Origin of the sequence: Winogradskyella endarachnes (genome assembly GCF_009741275.1) — a bacterium.
Classification (GTDB): Bacteria; Bacteroidota; Bacteroidia; order Flavobacteriales; family Flavobacteriaceae; genus Winogradskyella; species Winogradskyella endarachnes.
The window spans coordinates 18,912-34,335 of record NZ_WOWS01000009.1; the positions used below are offsets into that span (position 1 = coordinate 18,912).

At 32.6% G+C, this 15,424-nt stretch carries 15 protein-coding genes; 5 read left to right on the forward strand and 10 right to left on the reverse strand.

The genetic code is table 11. The features are described from left to right. Window positions 1–67: 67 nt before the first annotated feature. From sufC to GN138_RS15420, 6 genes are all read right to left on the reverse strand, one after another. Window positions 68–820: a Fe-S cluster assembly ATPase SufC gene (gene sufC, locus GN138_RS15395; RefSeq protein WP_157364890.1), complete on the reverse strand. Its 753-nt coding sequence runs from the start codon at window positions 818–820 to the stop codon at window positions 68–70. A gap of 4 nt (window positions 821–824) precedes the next feature. Beyond that, a complete protein-coding gene (locus GN138_RS15400) occupies window positions 825–1,235 on the reverse strand; it encodes a hypothetical protein (RefSeq protein WP_157364891.1) in 411 nt (136 codons plus the stop codon). Between the two features lie 21 nt (window positions 1,236–1,256). Further along, window positions 1,257–2,705: a Fe-S cluster assembly protein SufB gene (gene sufB / locus GN138_RS15405; protein ID WP_157364892.1), complete on the reverse strand. Its 1,449-nt coding sequence runs from the start codon at window positions 2,703–2,705 to the stop codon at window positions 1,257–1,259. A gap of 29 nt (window positions 2,706–2,734) precedes the next feature. Next, window positions 2,735–3,106 carry a four helix bundle protein gene (locus GN138_RS15410; protein ID WP_157364893.1) on the reverse strand — a complete coding sequence of 124 codons (372 nt, stop codon included), beginning with the start codon at window positions 3,104–3,106 and terminating at the stop codon, window positions 2,735–2,737. Between the two features lie 45 nt (window positions 3,107–3,151). Next, entirely contained in the window at window positions 3,152–3,481 is a 330-nt protein-coding gene (locus tag GN138_RS15415) for a HesB/IscA family protein (RefSeq protein ID WP_157364894.1), read from the reverse strand. 133 nt (window positions 3,482–3,614) lie between these two features. Continuing rightward, on the reverse strand, window positions 3,615–3,854 hold the full coding sequence (locus tag GN138_RS15420) for a hypothetical protein (protein WP_157364895.1): 240 nt from the start codon (window positions 3,852–3,854) through the stop codon (window positions 3,615–3,617). A 267-nt stretch (window positions 3,855–4,121) separates the two neighbouring features. On the opposite strand from GN138_RS15420, the gene thiL reads away from it, so the two are divergent. Continuing rightward, complete coding sequence (thiL, locus tag GN138_RS15425) at window positions 4,122–5,174, forward strand: thiamine-phosphate kinase (RefSeq protein WP_157364896.1); 1,053 nt, start codon at window positions 4,122–4,124, stop codon at window positions 5,172–5,174. On the opposite strand, the gene GN138_RS15430 is transcribed toward thiL, so the two are convergent. The 3 genes from GN138_RS15430 to GN138_RS15440 all read right to left on the reverse strand — a co-directional run bounded on the left by GN138_RS15430 (window position 5,158) and on the right by GN138_RS15440 (window position 6,565). After that, complete coding sequence (locus GN138_RS15430) at window positions 5,158–5,388, reverse strand: hypothetical protein (RefSeq protein WP_157364897.1); 231 nt, start codon at window positions 5,386–5,388, stop codon at window positions 5,158–5,160. The two genes, thiL and GN138_RS15430, sit on opposite strands and share 17 nt — an antisense overlap. An 81-nt stretch (window positions 5,389–5,469) precedes the next feature. Then, window positions 5,470–5,712 carry a hypothetical protein gene (locus GN138_RS15435; protein ID WP_157364898.1) on the reverse strand — a complete coding sequence of 81 codons (243 nt, stop codon included), beginning with the start codon at window positions 5,710–5,712 and terminating at the stop codon, window positions 5,470–5,472. A 76-nt stretch (window positions 5,713–5,788) separates the two neighbouring features. Further along, window positions 5,789–6,565 (reverse strand): alpha/beta hydrolase, encoded by a 777-nt coding sequence (locus GN138_RS15440; protein ID WP_157364899.1) that lies wholly within the window; start codon window positions 6,563–6,565, stop codon window positions 5,789–5,791. 93 nt (window positions 6,566–6,658) lie between these two features. On the opposite strand from GN138_RS15440, the gene GN138_RS15445 reads away from it, so the two are divergent. The 3 genes from GN138_RS15445 to GN138_RS15455 all read left to right on the forward strand — a co-directional run bounded on the left by GN138_RS15445 (window position 6,659) and on the right by GN138_RS15455 (window position 10,963). Beyond that, on the forward strand, window positions 6,659–8,212 hold the full coding sequence (locus tag GN138_RS15445) for a serine hydrolase (protein WP_157364900.1): 1,554 nt from the start codon (window positions 6,659–6,661) through the stop codon (window positions 8,210–8,212). Beyond that, entirely contained in the window at window positions 8,212–9,519 is a 1,308-nt protein-coding gene (gene brnQ / locus GN138_RS15450; RefSeq protein WP_317162766.1) for a branched-chain amino acid transport system II carrier protein, read from the forward strand. Before GN138_RS15445 ends, brnQ begins: the two co-directional genes overlap by 1 nt. 115 nt (window positions 9,520–9,634) lie before the next feature. Further along, complete coding sequence (locus GN138_RS15455; RefSeq protein ID WP_157364901.1) at window positions 9,635–10,963, forward strand: aspartate kinase; 1,329 nt, start codon at window positions 9,635–9,637, stop codon at window positions 10,961–10,963. A 49-nt stretch (window positions 10,964–11,012) separates the two neighbouring features. Here GN138_RS15455 and GN138_RS15460 read toward each other — a convergent pair whose 3' ends face one another. Continuing rightward, window positions 11,013–12,305 carry an aminopeptidase P family protein gene (locus GN138_RS15460; protein ID WP_157364902.1) on the reverse strand — a complete coding sequence of 431 codons (1,293 nt, stop codon included), beginning with the start codon at window positions 12,303–12,305 and terminating at the stop codon, window positions 11,013–11,015. 188 nt (window positions 12,306–12,493) lie between these two features. On the opposite strand from GN138_RS15460, the gene GN138_RS15465 reads away from it, so the two are divergent. Further along, a complete protein-coding gene (locus GN138_RS15465; RefSeq protein ID WP_157364903.1) occupies window positions 12,494–15,337 on the forward strand; it encodes a WD40/YVTN/BNR-like repeat-containing protein in 2,844 nt (947 codons plus the stop codon). Window positions 15,338–15,424 lie beyond the last annotated feature (87 nt).

Below are 15,424 nucleotides of genomic sequence, written 5' to 3' on the forward strand. Positions count from 1 at the left end.
CTTTTTAATATTAACTTATAGTTTATTTTGGATTCCTGCTTTCGCAGGAATGACAAACTATATTAATTTACGCTCCTACTTCTTCTTTTATCCAATCGTAACCTTTAGCCTCTAACTCGTGTGCTAATTCTTTTCCTCCTGATTTTACAATTTTTCCGTTGTATAAAACATGAACAAAATCTGGTACAATATGGTCTAATAAACGCTGGTAGTGTGTTATTACAACAACAGCGTTATCTTTAGATTTTAATTTGTTGACACCATTTGCTACAATACGAAGGGCATCGATATCTAAACCAGAATCCGTTTCATCTAAGATGGCTAATTTTGGTTCTAACATAGCCATTTGAAAAATCTCGTTACGTTTCTTTTCTCCACCAGAAAAACCTTCATTGAGAGAACGCGATAAGAATTTACGGTCTATTTCTAGAAGTTCAGATTTATCTCTAATCATTTTCAACATATCCTTTGCAGGCATATCTTCTAAACCTTTAGCTTTACGTGTTTCGTTAATAGCCGTTTTCATAAAGTTAGTAACGCTAACTCCAGGAATTTCTACAGGATATTGAAAGGATAAGAAAATGCCTTTGTGAGCACGTTCTTCAGCGGCTAATTCTTCAATGTCTTCACCTTCTAATTCAATTGAGCCATCGGTAACTTCATAATCTTCTTTACCAGCAATAACCGAAGCTAATGTACTTTTACCTGAACCGTTTGGTCCCATAATAGCATGAACTTCTCCTGGTTTTACTTCTAAATTAATTCCTTTTAATATGGCTTTATCCTCTACACTTGCGTGTAAATTATTAATCTTTAACATAGTCTTATTTTGCTAATTTTATAACGTCGTTTGATTCTGGGTTTGGTGCTTCCACCTTTAATATTTCTTTAATTTCTACTCTATACGGCCAGCCTTCTTCGCCTTCTGGTTTTTTAAATTTTCTTACTCTAACCGTCACAGGTACCATGTCTGTGGCTTCTTTTTTAAAGGGCTTAACTTCTTTTTCTAAAAGTTGCAAGTTATCATCTATAACCACACCGTAAATTTCTTGTTTAGTTTCTAAAACAGCAGCATCTCTATAGTATACATACAACCCTTTTACTGTTATAAATCCATCGTTTTGGTCGTAAGATTTTGCACGATTTTCTTCTAAATCTACAGAGGTATTATTGTTTTCGTTTTTACATGAAAACAATGCTAATGTAATACATAAAATAAGGCTGATTTTTTTCATTTTAAAAATCTTTTCAAGTGGTTAACCTACGGAACCTTCTAAACTAATTTCTAATAATTTTTGTGCCTCTACAGCAAACTCCATTGGTAATTTATTAAGAACTTCTTTACTAAAACCATTGACAATTAAGGCAATTGCTTTTTCGGTATCAATGCCTCGCTGGTTACAATAGAATATTTGGTCTTCACCGATTTTACTTGTAGTTGCTTCGTGCTCAATCATAGCACTTTTATTTTTAGCTTCTATGTATGGAAACGTGTGTGCACCACATTCATTACCCATTAATAAACTATCACATTGCGAAAAATTACGTGCATTTTCTGCGCGAGGACTAATTTGAACCAATCCACGATAAGAGTTTTGTGATTTACCAGCAGAAATTCCTTTAGATATTATTGTAGATTTTGTGTTTTTGCCTAAATGAATCATTTTAGTACCAGTATCTGCTTGCTGGTAATTATTAGTTACAGCGATAGAATAGAATTCACCAACTGAGTTATCACCTTTTAAAACACAGCTTGGATATTTCCATGTTACAGCAGAGCCTGTTTCAACTTGGGTCCATGAAATTTTAGCATTGTTTTCGCAAAGACCTCTTTTAGTTACAAAGTTAAAAACACCACCTTTTCCTTCAGCATTTCCTGGAAACCAATTTTGTACGGTAGAGTATTTAATTTCAGCATCATCTAAAGCAATAAGTTCTACAACTGCTGCATGTAATTGATTCTCGTCTCTACTAGGTGCTGTACAACCTTCTAAATAAGAGACATAACTCCCTTCGTCAGCAATTACAAGTGTTCTTTCAAATTGCCCCGTTCCTGCTTGGTTTATTCTAAAGTAAGTAGACAATTCCATTGGACATTTTACACCTTTAGGAATATAACAAAAAGAACCATCACTAAAAACTGCAGAATTTAAAGCGGCATAAAAATTGTCTTTCTGCGGTACCACTGTACCAATATATTTTTTTACAAGTTCTGGGTGTTCTTTAATAGCTTCAGAAATACTCATAAAAATAATACCCTTTTCTGCCAAGGTTTCTTTAAATGTGGTAGCTACTGAAACTGAATCTACAACCACATCCATGGCAACACCAGCTAATTTTTTCTGCTCTTCTAACGAAATTCCTAGTTTTTCAAAAGTGGCCAATAATTCTGGGTCTACTTCGTCAATACTATCGTATTTTGGTTTACTGTTTGGTGCAGAATAATAAGAAATTGCTTGAAAATCTGGTTTTTGGTAGCTGACATTTGGCCATTCTGGTTCTTCCATTTCTTTCCAAACTTTAAAAGCTTCTAGTCTCCACTGGGTCATCCATTCTGGCTCTTCTTTCTTTTTAGAAATGGCGATTACAATTTCTTCATTTAGTCCAACAGGAAAGGTTTCAGATTCAATATCTGTATAAAAACCATATTCGTATTCTTTGGTTTTTAATTCTTCTCTTAAATCGTCTTCTGTATATTTTGACATAATAGTTATAATGTTGAAAAGTTAAATGTTTATAAAGTTGTGTTGAGGTACTTTATTAAACCACCTTTCATTTTCGATATATCGTTTACTTTTAAATTTAATTTATTGAATTCTTCCGTTGAAATATAATCTAAATCTGATGCTAAATACAATTGAGATCTAAACTCTCCTGCTGAAGCTTTTGCGATATATAAAAAACGTCTAAATTCTTTATTTGTTTCTCTTTCAAACCCTTCTGCAATATTAGAACTTATTGAAATAGAACACCTTCTTATTTGATCCCTTAATCCAAAATCTTTAGAAAAAGAATTATTCTTATTTGTTAGATTATAAATTTCGGTATTTAGTTCTCTGGCTTTTTGCCAAGCATTTATATCTTCAAAAGAACTAATTTTTGCCATTTACTCTCTTTACTTTTCTACTTTAAAAACATTTAAACATTCAACTTACAATGAAAATGATTCACCACAACCGCAGGTTCGGTTGGCATTAGGGTTGTTAAATACGAAACCTGTTCCGTTTAATCCACCAGAATATTCTAGAGTTGTACCTATGAGATATAAAAAACTCTTTTTATCTACAATGATTTTTACATCATTATCCTCAAAGACCTTGTCGTCTTCGTTTTGTGATTTGTCAAATTTTAAATCGTAAGATAATCCAGAGCATCCACCACTTTTTACACCAACTCTAATGAAGTCAGTACTAGGGTTGAACCCGTCGTCAGTCATAAGTTCTATGACTTTCTTTTTTGCGTTATCTGAGACTTTAATCATATCGTTAAACTAGATTGTTCTAAATAGATTGCAAATATACGATATAACAAAGGTTAAACCATAAGTACTAACATTATATTAGTATATGATTTAATAAGGTTTAGCTATGGAGTTTCAGTTAACCTGAATTTTATTAAGTTGTTACTTTAGGTTTTGTAACACGTTTTGTAAGTCTGTAAAGCTCTTGTAGTGTGTCTTTTAATTGCTTGTTTTTTACTGTGTAATTCTCAAAGTTTCCTTTAGAGTCCGTTACTACTACGGTATCGCAATGGGTACATGTTAATTCTACAGAATGATCTAAATAGGTTTTTGATCTTTCAAAATTATGGCCAAAAATGGCACATGGTAAAGTAGTGTTCGTTTTGGGATTCATATTTAGTAGATTTAGGGGAAGGCAATTTAAAAAATCAATCATAAAACAAGTTAAAATACTATATTTTTCGATGAAATGCACAAAATTTTTAGAAATAGGAAGTAATTCTGAATATTTTAAAAAGTAAAATTGTTTACTCAGTCAATTTTTTTGATGGTATTATAAATTAAAAATAAAACAGGTGATTAGTGAAGCTTGTCTACTAATAAAATCATAAATATTGCTAGAATAATGCATAATTTAGAAAAAGCATAATATTTTTGCGTTATGATTGAAGATAAAAATCCACAACGTACACCGTTAAGTGAATTAGGTGAGTTTAAGTTAATAGAACATCTAACGGAACACTTTAAGGTGACGCAAAAATCCACCATTAAAGCTATTGGTGATGATGCTGCCGTTTTAAATTTTGGCAAGAAACAAGTTGTTGTGTCTACAGATTTGTTAATAGAGGGCGTTCATTTCGATTTAAGTTATGCACCTTTAAAGCATTTAGGATATAAAGCAATAATTGTAAACCTATCTGATATATATGCCATGAATGCCATGGCTACTCAGGTAACAGTTTCTATTGCAGTATCTAACCGTTTTCCTTTAGAAGCTTTAGAAGAGTTATATGAAGGAATTTCTACTGCAGCTAAAATTTATAATGTTGATGTTGTTGGTGGAGATACAACATCATCTACATCTGGACTTATTATTTCAGTAACAGCGATTGGAGAAGTGGAAAAGGGAAATGAAGTATTACGCTCTGGTGCAAAAGTAAACGATTTGGTAGTTGTAACAGGAGATGTTGGTAGTGCTTATATGGGATTACAGGTTTTAGAGCGCGAAAAAGAAGTATTTAAGGTAAACCCTAATAATCAGCCAGATTTATCAATGTATACATATATTATTGAGCGTCAATTAAAACCAGAAGCGCGTAAGGATATAGTAGAATTGTTAAAAGAATTAAAGGTAAAACCAACAAGTATGATTGACGTGAGTGATGGTATATCTTCGGAAATTATACACTTATGTAGACAAAGTAAAGTTGGTGTAGATTTATATGAAAATAAAATACCATTAGACCCTCAATTAATTTCTACTTGCGAAGAATTTAATATTGATAGTACAACAATAGCGTTAAATGGAGGTGAGGATTACGAATTATTAATGACGGTTTCTCAAGAAGATTATCCTAAAATAAAAGGCAATCCAAATTTAACAGTTATTGGTTATATAACCGAAGAAGACAGAGGTATGCACTTAGTTACAAGAGCAGAAGAAAAAATACCTATTATAGCAAAAGGATGGAATGCGCTTAAAAATCAAACATAACAAAACGTTGACTTTTTTCTAAACGCTTGTTATGTACTGTATGTAAGACGGTGTTAATTTCTTTAAATTTAGGCGTTAATGGAATAAAGTTTCCGTTGCCATCAATAGTCATTTCAGATTTACAATTTTTGCACTTGTATTCTTTTACGTGGTAAGTCACATTTTTGGAGACTTTATAGTCATGTCCAAATAATGCGCAATAAACATTTTTCATTAATTATATTTCTTGAGGGATTCGCTAAAAGTTATAGGGATTGAAATATAATAAAATAAATATCTGAAAAGTTATTAACAATTAATAGATCGACGAACTGATCATTTTTTGCTGTAAACGCATCAATCTATTATTGTAAATACGCTCTAATGCTGAGTTAATTTCTTGTCGCTTTTCTGTAAGTTCAATTAAATGTCCTGTACTACTGGTTGTTACCTGTTTTTTGCAACATTTACATGTATATTCTTTTACGTGGTTAGTTACTTTTTTGGTCTCTACGTAGTTATGACCAAATAAATTACAATATAATTTTGTTGGTTTCATACTGCTTCTTTACAATTTATTTTCTACTTTAGAGTATGAATTTAGAAAAAAAGACTAAATCAAACGTTTAAACGACTTATTTTTCGACAAAATGTAATAAATTGTAAGATAAATCTGGTTTATTTTCTATAGAACTCATATGTCCTTCTGAAAATTCTACATAATTTATATCAGTCTCTTCAATTTGATTCATTATTTTTTTACGATTTATCAACCCATCTTTTTTACCAATAATAATTAATTTTTTGGCATTTAGATTTTTAAAAATTTCAAAACGGTTAGGCCTAAGTTTCATGCCTTCTTGTGCTGCAATGTAACCTTGCAACGGTGTTTTTAGTGCTAATTCTAATGCGTTATTGTATTCCACTTCAAACTTTATTTTGCTTTCTTCGGTAAATAAATTAGCAAAAGACATGTTAATAAGTACTTTGTAGTTCAACTTCGCCATTTTACAAGCTCTATTTCTTATTTGTATACGCTCTTCATCGTCTTCATTATAAGAAGAATTCATTAAGCAAAGTCCTTTTATAAGTTTTGGATGTTTTTCGGCTAAAGCTAAAGATACATAACCACCCATTGAATGTCCTACAAAATAGGCATTTTTAATATTAAGGTAATTTAAAACCTCAAAGACTGCTTCTGCCATTTCTTCCATGGTATGCACATAACCTATGCAATCCGTTTTGCCATGACCTAATAAATCTACACATATAACTTGATGGCTTTTAGATAATTCAGGAATAAAATCATACCACATATCTAATGTTTCTAAAAAACCATGAAGCAAAACTATAGCTTCGCCTGTTCCTGTTGTGGTATAATGAATATTGCTGTTCTTGTAGTTTAAAATCATAAAGGCAAAGATAATTTAAGCAATGGTTTTTAGTCTAAAATCCATATAACATTTTACTATCTTTGAAAATAATCCACATTAATTAAATATTCCATGTTTTTAAAAAGACTACTGACCTCATTATTTTTTATTTCGACATTAGTATTAACTGCTCAAATTAAAGAGAACGATTTAGATAAACTTGTAGCCGAAACACTAACAACATTTGATGTGCCTGGAATTTCTGTTGGTATCTATAAAGACGGCAAGGTCGTTTATTCTAAAGGCCATGGTGTGCGTTCATTAACTAATAAAAAAGAAATGAATGACGAAACCTTGGTTGGTGTTGCATCTAACAGTAAAGGATTTACATGCTTTGCTTTAGCAATGATGGTCGATGCTGGTAAATTAAATTGGGATGATAAAGTACGTAAGCATATACCAGAATTTCAATTACACGACGCTTGGGTTACAGAAAATTTTACGGTTAGAGATTTGGTAACACACAGAAGTGGTATGGGTTTAGGCGCTGGCGATTTAATGTTTTTTCCTGAAGGTAGCGACTTTACTGTTGAAGACATTATTAACAACGTAAAATATTTAGAACCTGAAACATCCTTTAGAAGCAAATTTGCTTACAATAATAATATGTTCATTATTGCTGGCGAAGTTTTAAAACGTGTAAGTGGTTTGTCTTGGGAAGAATTTATAGAGGCAAAAATTATGAAACCGGTTGGGATGGTTAACAGTAAAGCTTCTTATAATCGTGTTACAGATAAATCTAATATTATTGATGCACACACTATGGCAGAAGGTAAGGTGGTGCAAATTCCGCATGATTGGAGTGAAACGGCGAATCCTGCAGGTGGCATTGTAAGTAACGTGCCAGATATGTTAACTTGGGCCGCTTTTTTAATGAATGATGCCGTAACCAAAACTGGAGAACGTTTGCTAAGTGAGCAACAATTCCATCAGCTTTGGCAATTACAAACACCATTAAATGTGTATCCTAATGATTCTTATAACTCTAATTTTAAAGGGTATGGACTTGGTTGGTTTTTAACTGATGTAAAAGGCGGACACAAACAAGTGTATCATACAGGTGGTTTGTTAGGTACAGTAACTCAGTTTACCATGATTCCAGATTTAGATTTAGGCATTGTAGTATTAACCAATCAAATGAATGGTTCTGCGTTTAATACCATAACAAATACTATTAAGGATGCTTATTTGGGTTATAAAAACCGAAATTGGTTAGAGAAATACGGAAAACGAAATGCAGATTACATAAAATATAATGATAGCTTAAAAGCTGAGGTTTATACTAAAATAGATAAAGCCCAAAAACTTAAATCCTTACCAAAGCCAGAACATATAGTTGGTACTTATACTGATGATTGGTTTGGAGATGTGATAATTTCTCACGAAGCAAAAAAAGGGTATACTATAAAGAGTAAGCGTTCATCAAGATTGTTTGGAGAGTTGTTGCCATTAAATGCGACAACGTTTGTTGCGAAATGGAATGATAGAAGTTACGATGCAGACGTGTATGTAAACTTTACATTCAATGAAAACGAAGAAGCTGTTTCTGCAACTATGAAGTACATTGCGCCAATCACAGATTTTAGTTTCGATTTTGAAGATTTAAAACTCAAGAAGACCAAGTAGTGAATATAAAACGCAAAGAACTTTTAGTCACTAGTTTTGGATTGTTTTCCTTGTTTTTTGGAGCAGGTAATTTATTGATTCCACCATTACTGGGTTATAAAGCTGGTAATGATTGGTTTTTGATTGCTCTTGGTTTTATAATTACAGCTGTAATTATTCCTATTTTAGGAATACTTGCACATGCCAGATTACAGGGCACATTATTTGATTTCGGAAAAAAAGTATCGCCAACATTTAGTTTAATCTATTGTATTATAATTTATGTGATTGCTGTGGCAATTCCGTCGCCAAGAACAGCGGCTGCCACTCATGAAATTGCGGTTTTTCCGGCTTTTGATACAAGCCCATTATTAACTAGTGCAATTTACTTTTCGCTAGTATTAGTTTTTGTTCTTAACCGTTCTAAAATATTGAATCTTATCGGTAAATTTCTAACACCATTTATCGTCATCATGTTATTGGTTGTTATTAGCATAGCTATGTTTTCTTCGGAATTTAATACAGGAATTTCACAGTTTGAAACACCAATTGTTACAGGAATATTAGAAGGTTACCAAACCTTTGATGCTATTGGTGCAGTCGTGGTTGGTGCTGTTATCATTGTGTCTTTAAATTTTGATAATATGGCTATTGAAGCGTATGAATCTAAACGTAAATTAATTAGAAAATCTGGACTAATTGCAGGTTTAGGGCTCTTTATTATTTATGCTGGTTTAATTGCCGTTGGCGCCTATTATAGTTCAGAAATTACGGTTAACGGAGAATTGAGTAATGATATGCAACGCGCCAACTTATTACGCGCTATTAGTATTTCGTCTTTAGGTAAATTTGGGAATACGGTTTTAAGCATTCTTATTTCTTTGGCGTGTTTTACAACTGCTATTGGCATTGTTGCTGGTACAGCAGATTATTTTAAAGGTTTACTTAATGACTCAAAGATGGTGTACGTTATCACTGCGATATTAGCATGCGTTTTGGGTGTTGGTGTTGGTCAATTAGATTTTAATTCGATTATAGTGGTCGCTGTGCCAGTCCTTTTATTAATCTATCCTATCACTATAGTCTTAATTTTATTGAATGTTTTACCTCAAAAATTAGCATCTTCTTTAGTCTTTAGAGTTGTAGTTATCATTACATTTCTATTTAGTATTCCAGATGTAGTTGGTTTTATTAGTCCTTCAGAAGCATTAAAGTCAATAACCAGTTATATTCCTTTTGCAAACTATAGTTTGGGTTGGGTTTTACCGGCTGTAATTTCGTTTTTCGCAATCTCTTTTATTCAGAATAATAAATCTTTCAAAAAATAATTTTGCAGTATTTGTTATATAATTAACAATTTGTGTAAAAAGCAACTATTTTTTTAATTTTTATGTTTATTACAAATGTCAACTCTACATTTGTCCTCTAAAAATTTAAAAAGTTATGTTAGTATATAAGTTTGGAGGTACTTCTGTTGGTTCTGTAGAAAACATGAATCATGTTAAAGATATCATTGGTACTAATGGCAAAAAAATTGTAGTGCTGTCTGCCATGTCTGGTACGACTAATGCTTTGGTCGGAATTTCCGATTTAATAAAAGAAGGAAATACTGAGTTAGCCCAAAAACAGATTATAGATTTAAACGAAACCTATAAACAAACCGTTTCTAACTTAATTCAAGATAACAGTTTGCAAAAAGATGTTATTGATTATGTTAATTCTATTTTTGCGTCATTATTAGATAATGTAGCTGAGGCGCATTCAGAATTACTTCATAATTCAATCGTAGCCAATGGAGAATTACTTTCAACCTATATGTTCAGCAAGTTATTGCAACAACATGGCGTGAGTGCTGCGCTTTTACCTGCTTTAGAATTTATGAGAATTGATAGAGCAAATGAACCTGATAATTTCTACATAAAGCAGAATTTAGAACGTTTAATGGAAGACCAATATGAAGCTGATGTGTATATAACACAAGGTTTTATTTGTTTAGATGTTGATGGTAACATCGCAAATTTACAACGTGGCGGAAGTGATTATACAGCAACCATTATTGGTGCTGCAATTGAAGCCGAAGAAGTTCAAATTTGGACAGATATTGATGGTTTTCATAATAATGACCCTCGTTTTGTAAATGATACCAAAGCATTATCGCATTTATCTTATGACGAAGCTGCTGAGCTAGCTTATTTTGGCGCAAAGATTCTGCATCCACAAACCGTAATGCCTGTTTGTAATTTAGATATTCCATTGCGTTTAAAAAATACAATGGCACCAAATGCGCATGGTACATTAATCACCAACCAAATTCATGGCGAAGGCATAAAAGCGATTGCAGCAAAAGACGGAATAACAGCTATAAAAATCAAGTCAGTACGTATGTTATTGGCACACGGATTCTTAAAGAAAGTTTTCGAAATTTTTGAGAAATACGAAACGTCTATTGATATGATTACAACGTCTGAAATTGCAGTTTCGTTAACAATCGATAATACTACGTATTTAGAATCTATAACGGAAGAACTAGAGAAATTTGCAACAGTTGAAGTTGATGATTATATGAGTATTGTTTGTTTGGTTGGTAATCATATTATTTACCATCCAGATACACCAGAACTTTTTCAAGTATTGCAAGATGTTAATGTGCGTATGATTGCGTATGGTGGAAGCAATAACAACATTTCATTATTAGTAAATACTAGTGATAAGTTAGAAACCTTACAGAAATTACAACGTTATGTTTTTGAGTCTACCACAATAGAGATTTAAACAATAAAAAAGGCGCTTTTTAAAAAGCGCCTTTTTTTATTTATTCGAATTAAGCATTCATCAAATCCTCAATCTCTTCAGCTTCAATAGGAATATTTCCCATTAAATTAAATGGCTCGCCTTGTTCTTGCACAACTACATCATCTTCTAAACGAATACCAAAACCTTCATCCGGAATATAAATACCAGGTTCTACAGTAAATACCATATTGGCTTTAATAGGTTCGTGTAGTAAACCATAATCGTGTGTATCTAAACCAATATGATGACTTGTACCATGCATAAAATATTTTTTATAAGCTGGCCATTTTGGGTCTTCGTTTTGCACGTCTGCTTTGTCTAATAGACCAAGGTTTAATAATTGGTCGGTCATAATCTTTCCAACCTCTACGTGATATGCTTTCCACAATGTACCAGGAACTAATAATTTTGTAGCCTCTTTTTTTACATGATTTACAGCATTATAAACCGCTTTTTGTCGGTCTGTAAATTTTCCTGAAACCGGAATCGTTCGCGATAAATCACTTTTATAATTTGCATATTCTGCAGCAATATCAAATAAGATTAAATCGCCAGCTTTACATTCTTGGTTATTTTCAATGTAATGTAAAACGTTAGCATTGTTTCCACTTGCAATAATTGGTGTGTAAGCAAAACCTTTTGAGCGGTTTCTTACAAATTCATGTAATAATTCAGCTTCAATTTCATATTCCCAAACACCAGGTTTTACGAAAGGTAATATTCTTCTAAAGCCTTTTTCTGTGATATTACACGCATGTTGCATTAAATCTATTTCAATCTGGTCTTTTACAGAACGTAAACGTTGCAAAATAGGATTGCTTTTTGCTACGCTGTGCGCAGGATATTTAGCTAACAACCACTTAGTAAAACGGTCTTCTCTAGTTTCAGTTTCTACATTAGCTCTATAATGTTCGTTAGTGTTGATGTAGAATGTATCGCAATAGGTAGAAAGTTCAGCGATTGTTTTTTCTAAATCTTGAAGCCATAAAACCGTTTTAATTCCACTAGTTTTAAATGCAGCTTCTTTAGTTAATTTTTCGCCTTCCCAAACTGCGATATGTGCATTGGTTTCTCTAACAAATAAAACTTCTTTAAAATCTTCGTTTGGACAATCTGGAAACAACACCAAAACACTTTCCTCTTGGTCAACACCACTGAGGTAAAAAATATCTCTGTGCTGCTCAAAAGGCATGGTGCTGTCTGCACTAATGGGATAAATATCGTTAGAATTAAAAACAGCTAAACTATTAGGCTTCATTTGAGAAGCAAAGTTTTTACGGTTTTTTATAAAGAGTTGAGAATCTATTAAATCGTATTTCATAGAAAAATTTATAATTTTTATTTCCCACGAAAGTGGGAACCTGATTAAGTAATTATCAATTATTCCAAAAATAAACAAACAAAACCGCAAGCAAAAAAACAAAGCTTAGAATCTGTTAAAAATTATGAGACTTTTATGACGGTTCGTTTTGAAATGTTTAATTTCATAGCATTAAAAATCCAACCACAATGATTAAGTCAAAATTCCTCTCGTTTACATTTATTTTAAGTTCGTTTTTGTGCTTTGCTCAACAGCCAGCTACGTCAGCTGAAACCATTAAAGATGCATTGATTAAGAAACAGAAAATGAAGGCAACTTCATTGGTTAAAAATGTACCTTTTAAAAATATTGGGCCAACAGTTATGAGTGGTCGTGTAGTAGATGTGGATGTAAATCCGGATGAACCTTCAGAGTTTTACGTTGGTTATGCTTCAGGTGGTGTTTGGCATACTACAAATAATGGCACAACGTTTACACCTATTTTAGATAGTTCAGATACTCAAAATGTTGGCGATATTGCAGTCGATTGGAAAAACAGAACCATTTGGGTTGGTACAGGCGAAAACAATAGTTCGCGGTCGAGTTATGCTGGTATCGGAATTTTAAAATCAAATGATAATGGTAAAACTTGGGAAAATGTTGGTTTAGAAGACTCGCATCATATTGGTCGCATTCTTATTAATCCAAAAAATCCTGACGAAGTTATTGTAGGCGTTACAGGTCATTTGTACTCGCCAAATGAAGAACGTGGAATTTACAAAACCAAAGATGGTGGCGAAACATGGACTAAAACCTTGTTTGTAGACAATATGAGTGGCATTATAGATGTGCAACATGCACCTAATAATTTTAAAATCATGTTTGCGACTTCTTGGACAAGAGATAGAAAGGCTTGGAATTTTACAGGAAATGGAAATAATTCAGCAATTTATAAAAGTACAGATGCAGGCGATACTTGGACAAAAGTATCAACTAAAAAGAGCGGATTCCCAACAGGAGAAGGCGTTGGAAGAATAGGAATAGCGATGTACGATGAAAACACAATTTATGCAATACACGATAGTCAATTTCATAGAAAAGCAAAATCTAAAAAAAGTAAAGCTTCAGGATTAACAAAAGAAGATTTTAAAACCATGAGTGTTGAATCATTTATGAAGCTTGAAGACAAAAAACTAAATGCCTATTTAAAAACAAATGGATTTCAAGAAAAATATAGAGCATCAAACGTTAAACAACTCGTAAGTAGCGGAACCGTAAAACCAATAGATTTGGCCAATTATTTAGAAGACGCTAACGCATTACTTTTTGATACACCAGTTATAGGTGCTGAGGTTTACAAAAGTTCTGACGGAGGAAAATCTTGGAAAAAAACACACGATGATTATATAGATGGCTTATACTACAGTTATGGCTATTATTTTGGTGAAATAAGAGTAGACCCTCAAGATAAAAATGGGATTTACATTATGGGAGTTCCTATTTTAAAATCTAAAGATGCAGGTACAACATTCACTTCTATTAGTGCCGAGAATGTGCATGCAGACCACCAAGCACTTTGGGTAAACCCTAAAAAACAAGGCCATTTAATAAATGGTAACGATGGTGGATTAAATATGAGTTATGATGATGGCGAAAGTTGGATTAAATTAAACTCAGCTTCAGTTGGTCAATTTTACGCTATTAATGTAGATAATGAAAAACCGTATAATGTTTATGGTGGACTACAAGATAATGGTGTTTGGGTTGGTGCCAATAATTCTAAAGAGGATAAAAGCTGGCATCAAAGTGGTCAATATCCATGGAAAAGTATAATGGGTGGCGATGGTATGCAAATTCAAATAGATAGCAGAGACGCAAACATTGTTTATACAGGTTATCAGTTTGGAAATTATTACAGAATTAATCGTGAAACAGGTGAGCGTAAATATATTCAACCCAAACACACTTTAGGTGAAACACCATACCGTTTTAATTGGCAAACACCAATATTGTTGTCACCACATAATCAAGATATTTTATACTTAGGCGGAAATAAGCTAATGCGTTCTATGAATAAAGGCGATGATTTTGAAGCTATAAGTAACGATTTAACCAATGGTGGAAAAAAAGGGAATGTAGCCTACGGAACTTTAACAACGATTAGTGAAAGTCCATTTCAGTTTGGCTTAATTTACACAGGAAGCGATGATGGTGTGGTAAGTGTAACCAAAAATGCTGGAGGAAGCTGGACAACAATTTCTAACACTTTACCAAAAGATTTATGGGTAAGTAGAGTCGTTGCGTCTCAGCATAAAAAAGAACGTGTTTACGTCACTTTAAATGGATATCGTTGGGACGATTTTAAAGTTTATGTTTATGTAAGTGATAACTATGGACAAACTTGGAAAGATATTAGCAGTAACATTCCATCGTCGCCTGTGAATGTAATAAGAGAGGATTCTTCAAAAGAAAACTTATTGTATCTAGGAACCGATAATGGTGCTTATGTTTCATTTAATAAAGGAGAAACTTGGGAAGCCTTTTCAAAAGGAATTCCAAATGTTGCTGTACATGATATGGTTATTCAACCTGAAGCTAAAGATTTGTTGGTAGGCACACATGGTAGAAGTATATATAAAGCTAATATTGAGGCGCTTCAAACTATAAACACGGCAGACTCCTCTAAGGACATTACGTTTATAGATTTAGAGTCAGTGAAACATTCGCGACGTTGGGGAAGTTCTTGGAGCTCATGGTTTGATGCTTATGAGCCAGAAATTACAATTAAGTTTTACAGTAATGTTTCAGGAGTGAAAACCTTGAGAATTCTATCAGAAAAAGGTACTGAATTGTACAATACATCAGTAAATGTTGTAAAAGGATTTAATTATGTAGGCTATAATTTAGAGATTAACGGGAAAGGGAAAAAGGCTTTAATTAAAGAAGATTCAACTTTGAATTTTAAAGAAACAGCTAATAAAAAAGATTATTTACCAAAAGGTGATTATAAAATTGAAATTGATAATATTGTTACTAGCCTTGAAATTAAGTAATTATTACTGTAGATTAAAACGATTCTAAATAAATTAATTATCACTCAGCCTTGTTGGCAAAATGTTAATTGCGCTGTATCTTTGTTA

Coding starts and splice junctions, on each gene's coding strand:
- GN138_RS15435 (WP_157364898.1), bottom strand. CDS start 5,712: ATGAAACCAACAAAATTATATTGTAATTTATTTGGTCATAACTACGTA.
- GN138_RS15400 (WP_157364891.1), bottom strand. CDS start 1,235: ATGAAAAAAATCAGCCTTATTTTATGTATTACATTAGCATTGTTTTCA.
- GN138_RS15420 (WP_157364895.1), bottom strand. CDS start 3,854: ATGAATCCCAAAACGAACACTACTTTACCATGTGCCATTTTTGGCCAT.
- GN138_RS15440 (WP_157364899.1), bottom strand. CDS start 6,565: ATGATTTTAAACTACAAGAACAGCAATATTCATTATACCACAACAGGA.
- GN138_RS15465 (WP_157364903.1), top strand. CDS start 12,494: ATGATTAAGTCAAAATTCCTCTCGTTTACATTTATTTTAAGTTCGTTT.
- GN138_RS15445 (WP_157364900.1), top strand. CDS start 6,659: ATGTTTTTAAAAAGACTACTGACCTCATTATTTTTTATTTCGACATTA.
- GN138_RS15460 (WP_157364902.1), bottom strand. CDS start 12,305: ATGAAATACGATTTAATAGATTCTCAACTCTTTATAAAAAACCGTAAA.
- GN138_RS15410 (WP_157364893.1), bottom strand. CDS start 3,106: ATGGCAAAAATTAGTTCTTTTGAAGATATAAATGCTTGGCAAAAAGCC.
- sufC (WP_157364890.1), bottom strand. CDS start 820: ATGTTAAAGATTAATAATTTACACGCAAGTGTAGAGGATAAAGCCATA.
- GN138_RS15415 (WP_157364894.1), bottom strand. CDS start 3,481: ATGATTAAAGTCTCAGATAACGCAAAAAAGAAAGTCATAGAACTTATG.
- GN138_RS15430 (WP_157364897.1), bottom strand. CDS start 5,388: ATGAAAAATGTTTATTGCGCATTATTTGGACATGACTATAAAGTCTCC.
- GN138_RS15455 (WP_157364901.1), top strand. CDS start 9,635: ATGTTAGTATATAAGTTTGGAGGTACTTCTGTTGGTTCTGTAGAAAAC.
- thiL (WP_157364896.1), top strand. CDS start 4,122: ATGATTGAAGATAAAAATCCACAACGTACACCGTTAAGTGAATTAGGT.
- sufB (WP_157364892.1), bottom strand. CDS start 2,705: ATGTCAAAATATACAGAAGACGATTTAAGAGAAGAATTAAAAACCAAA.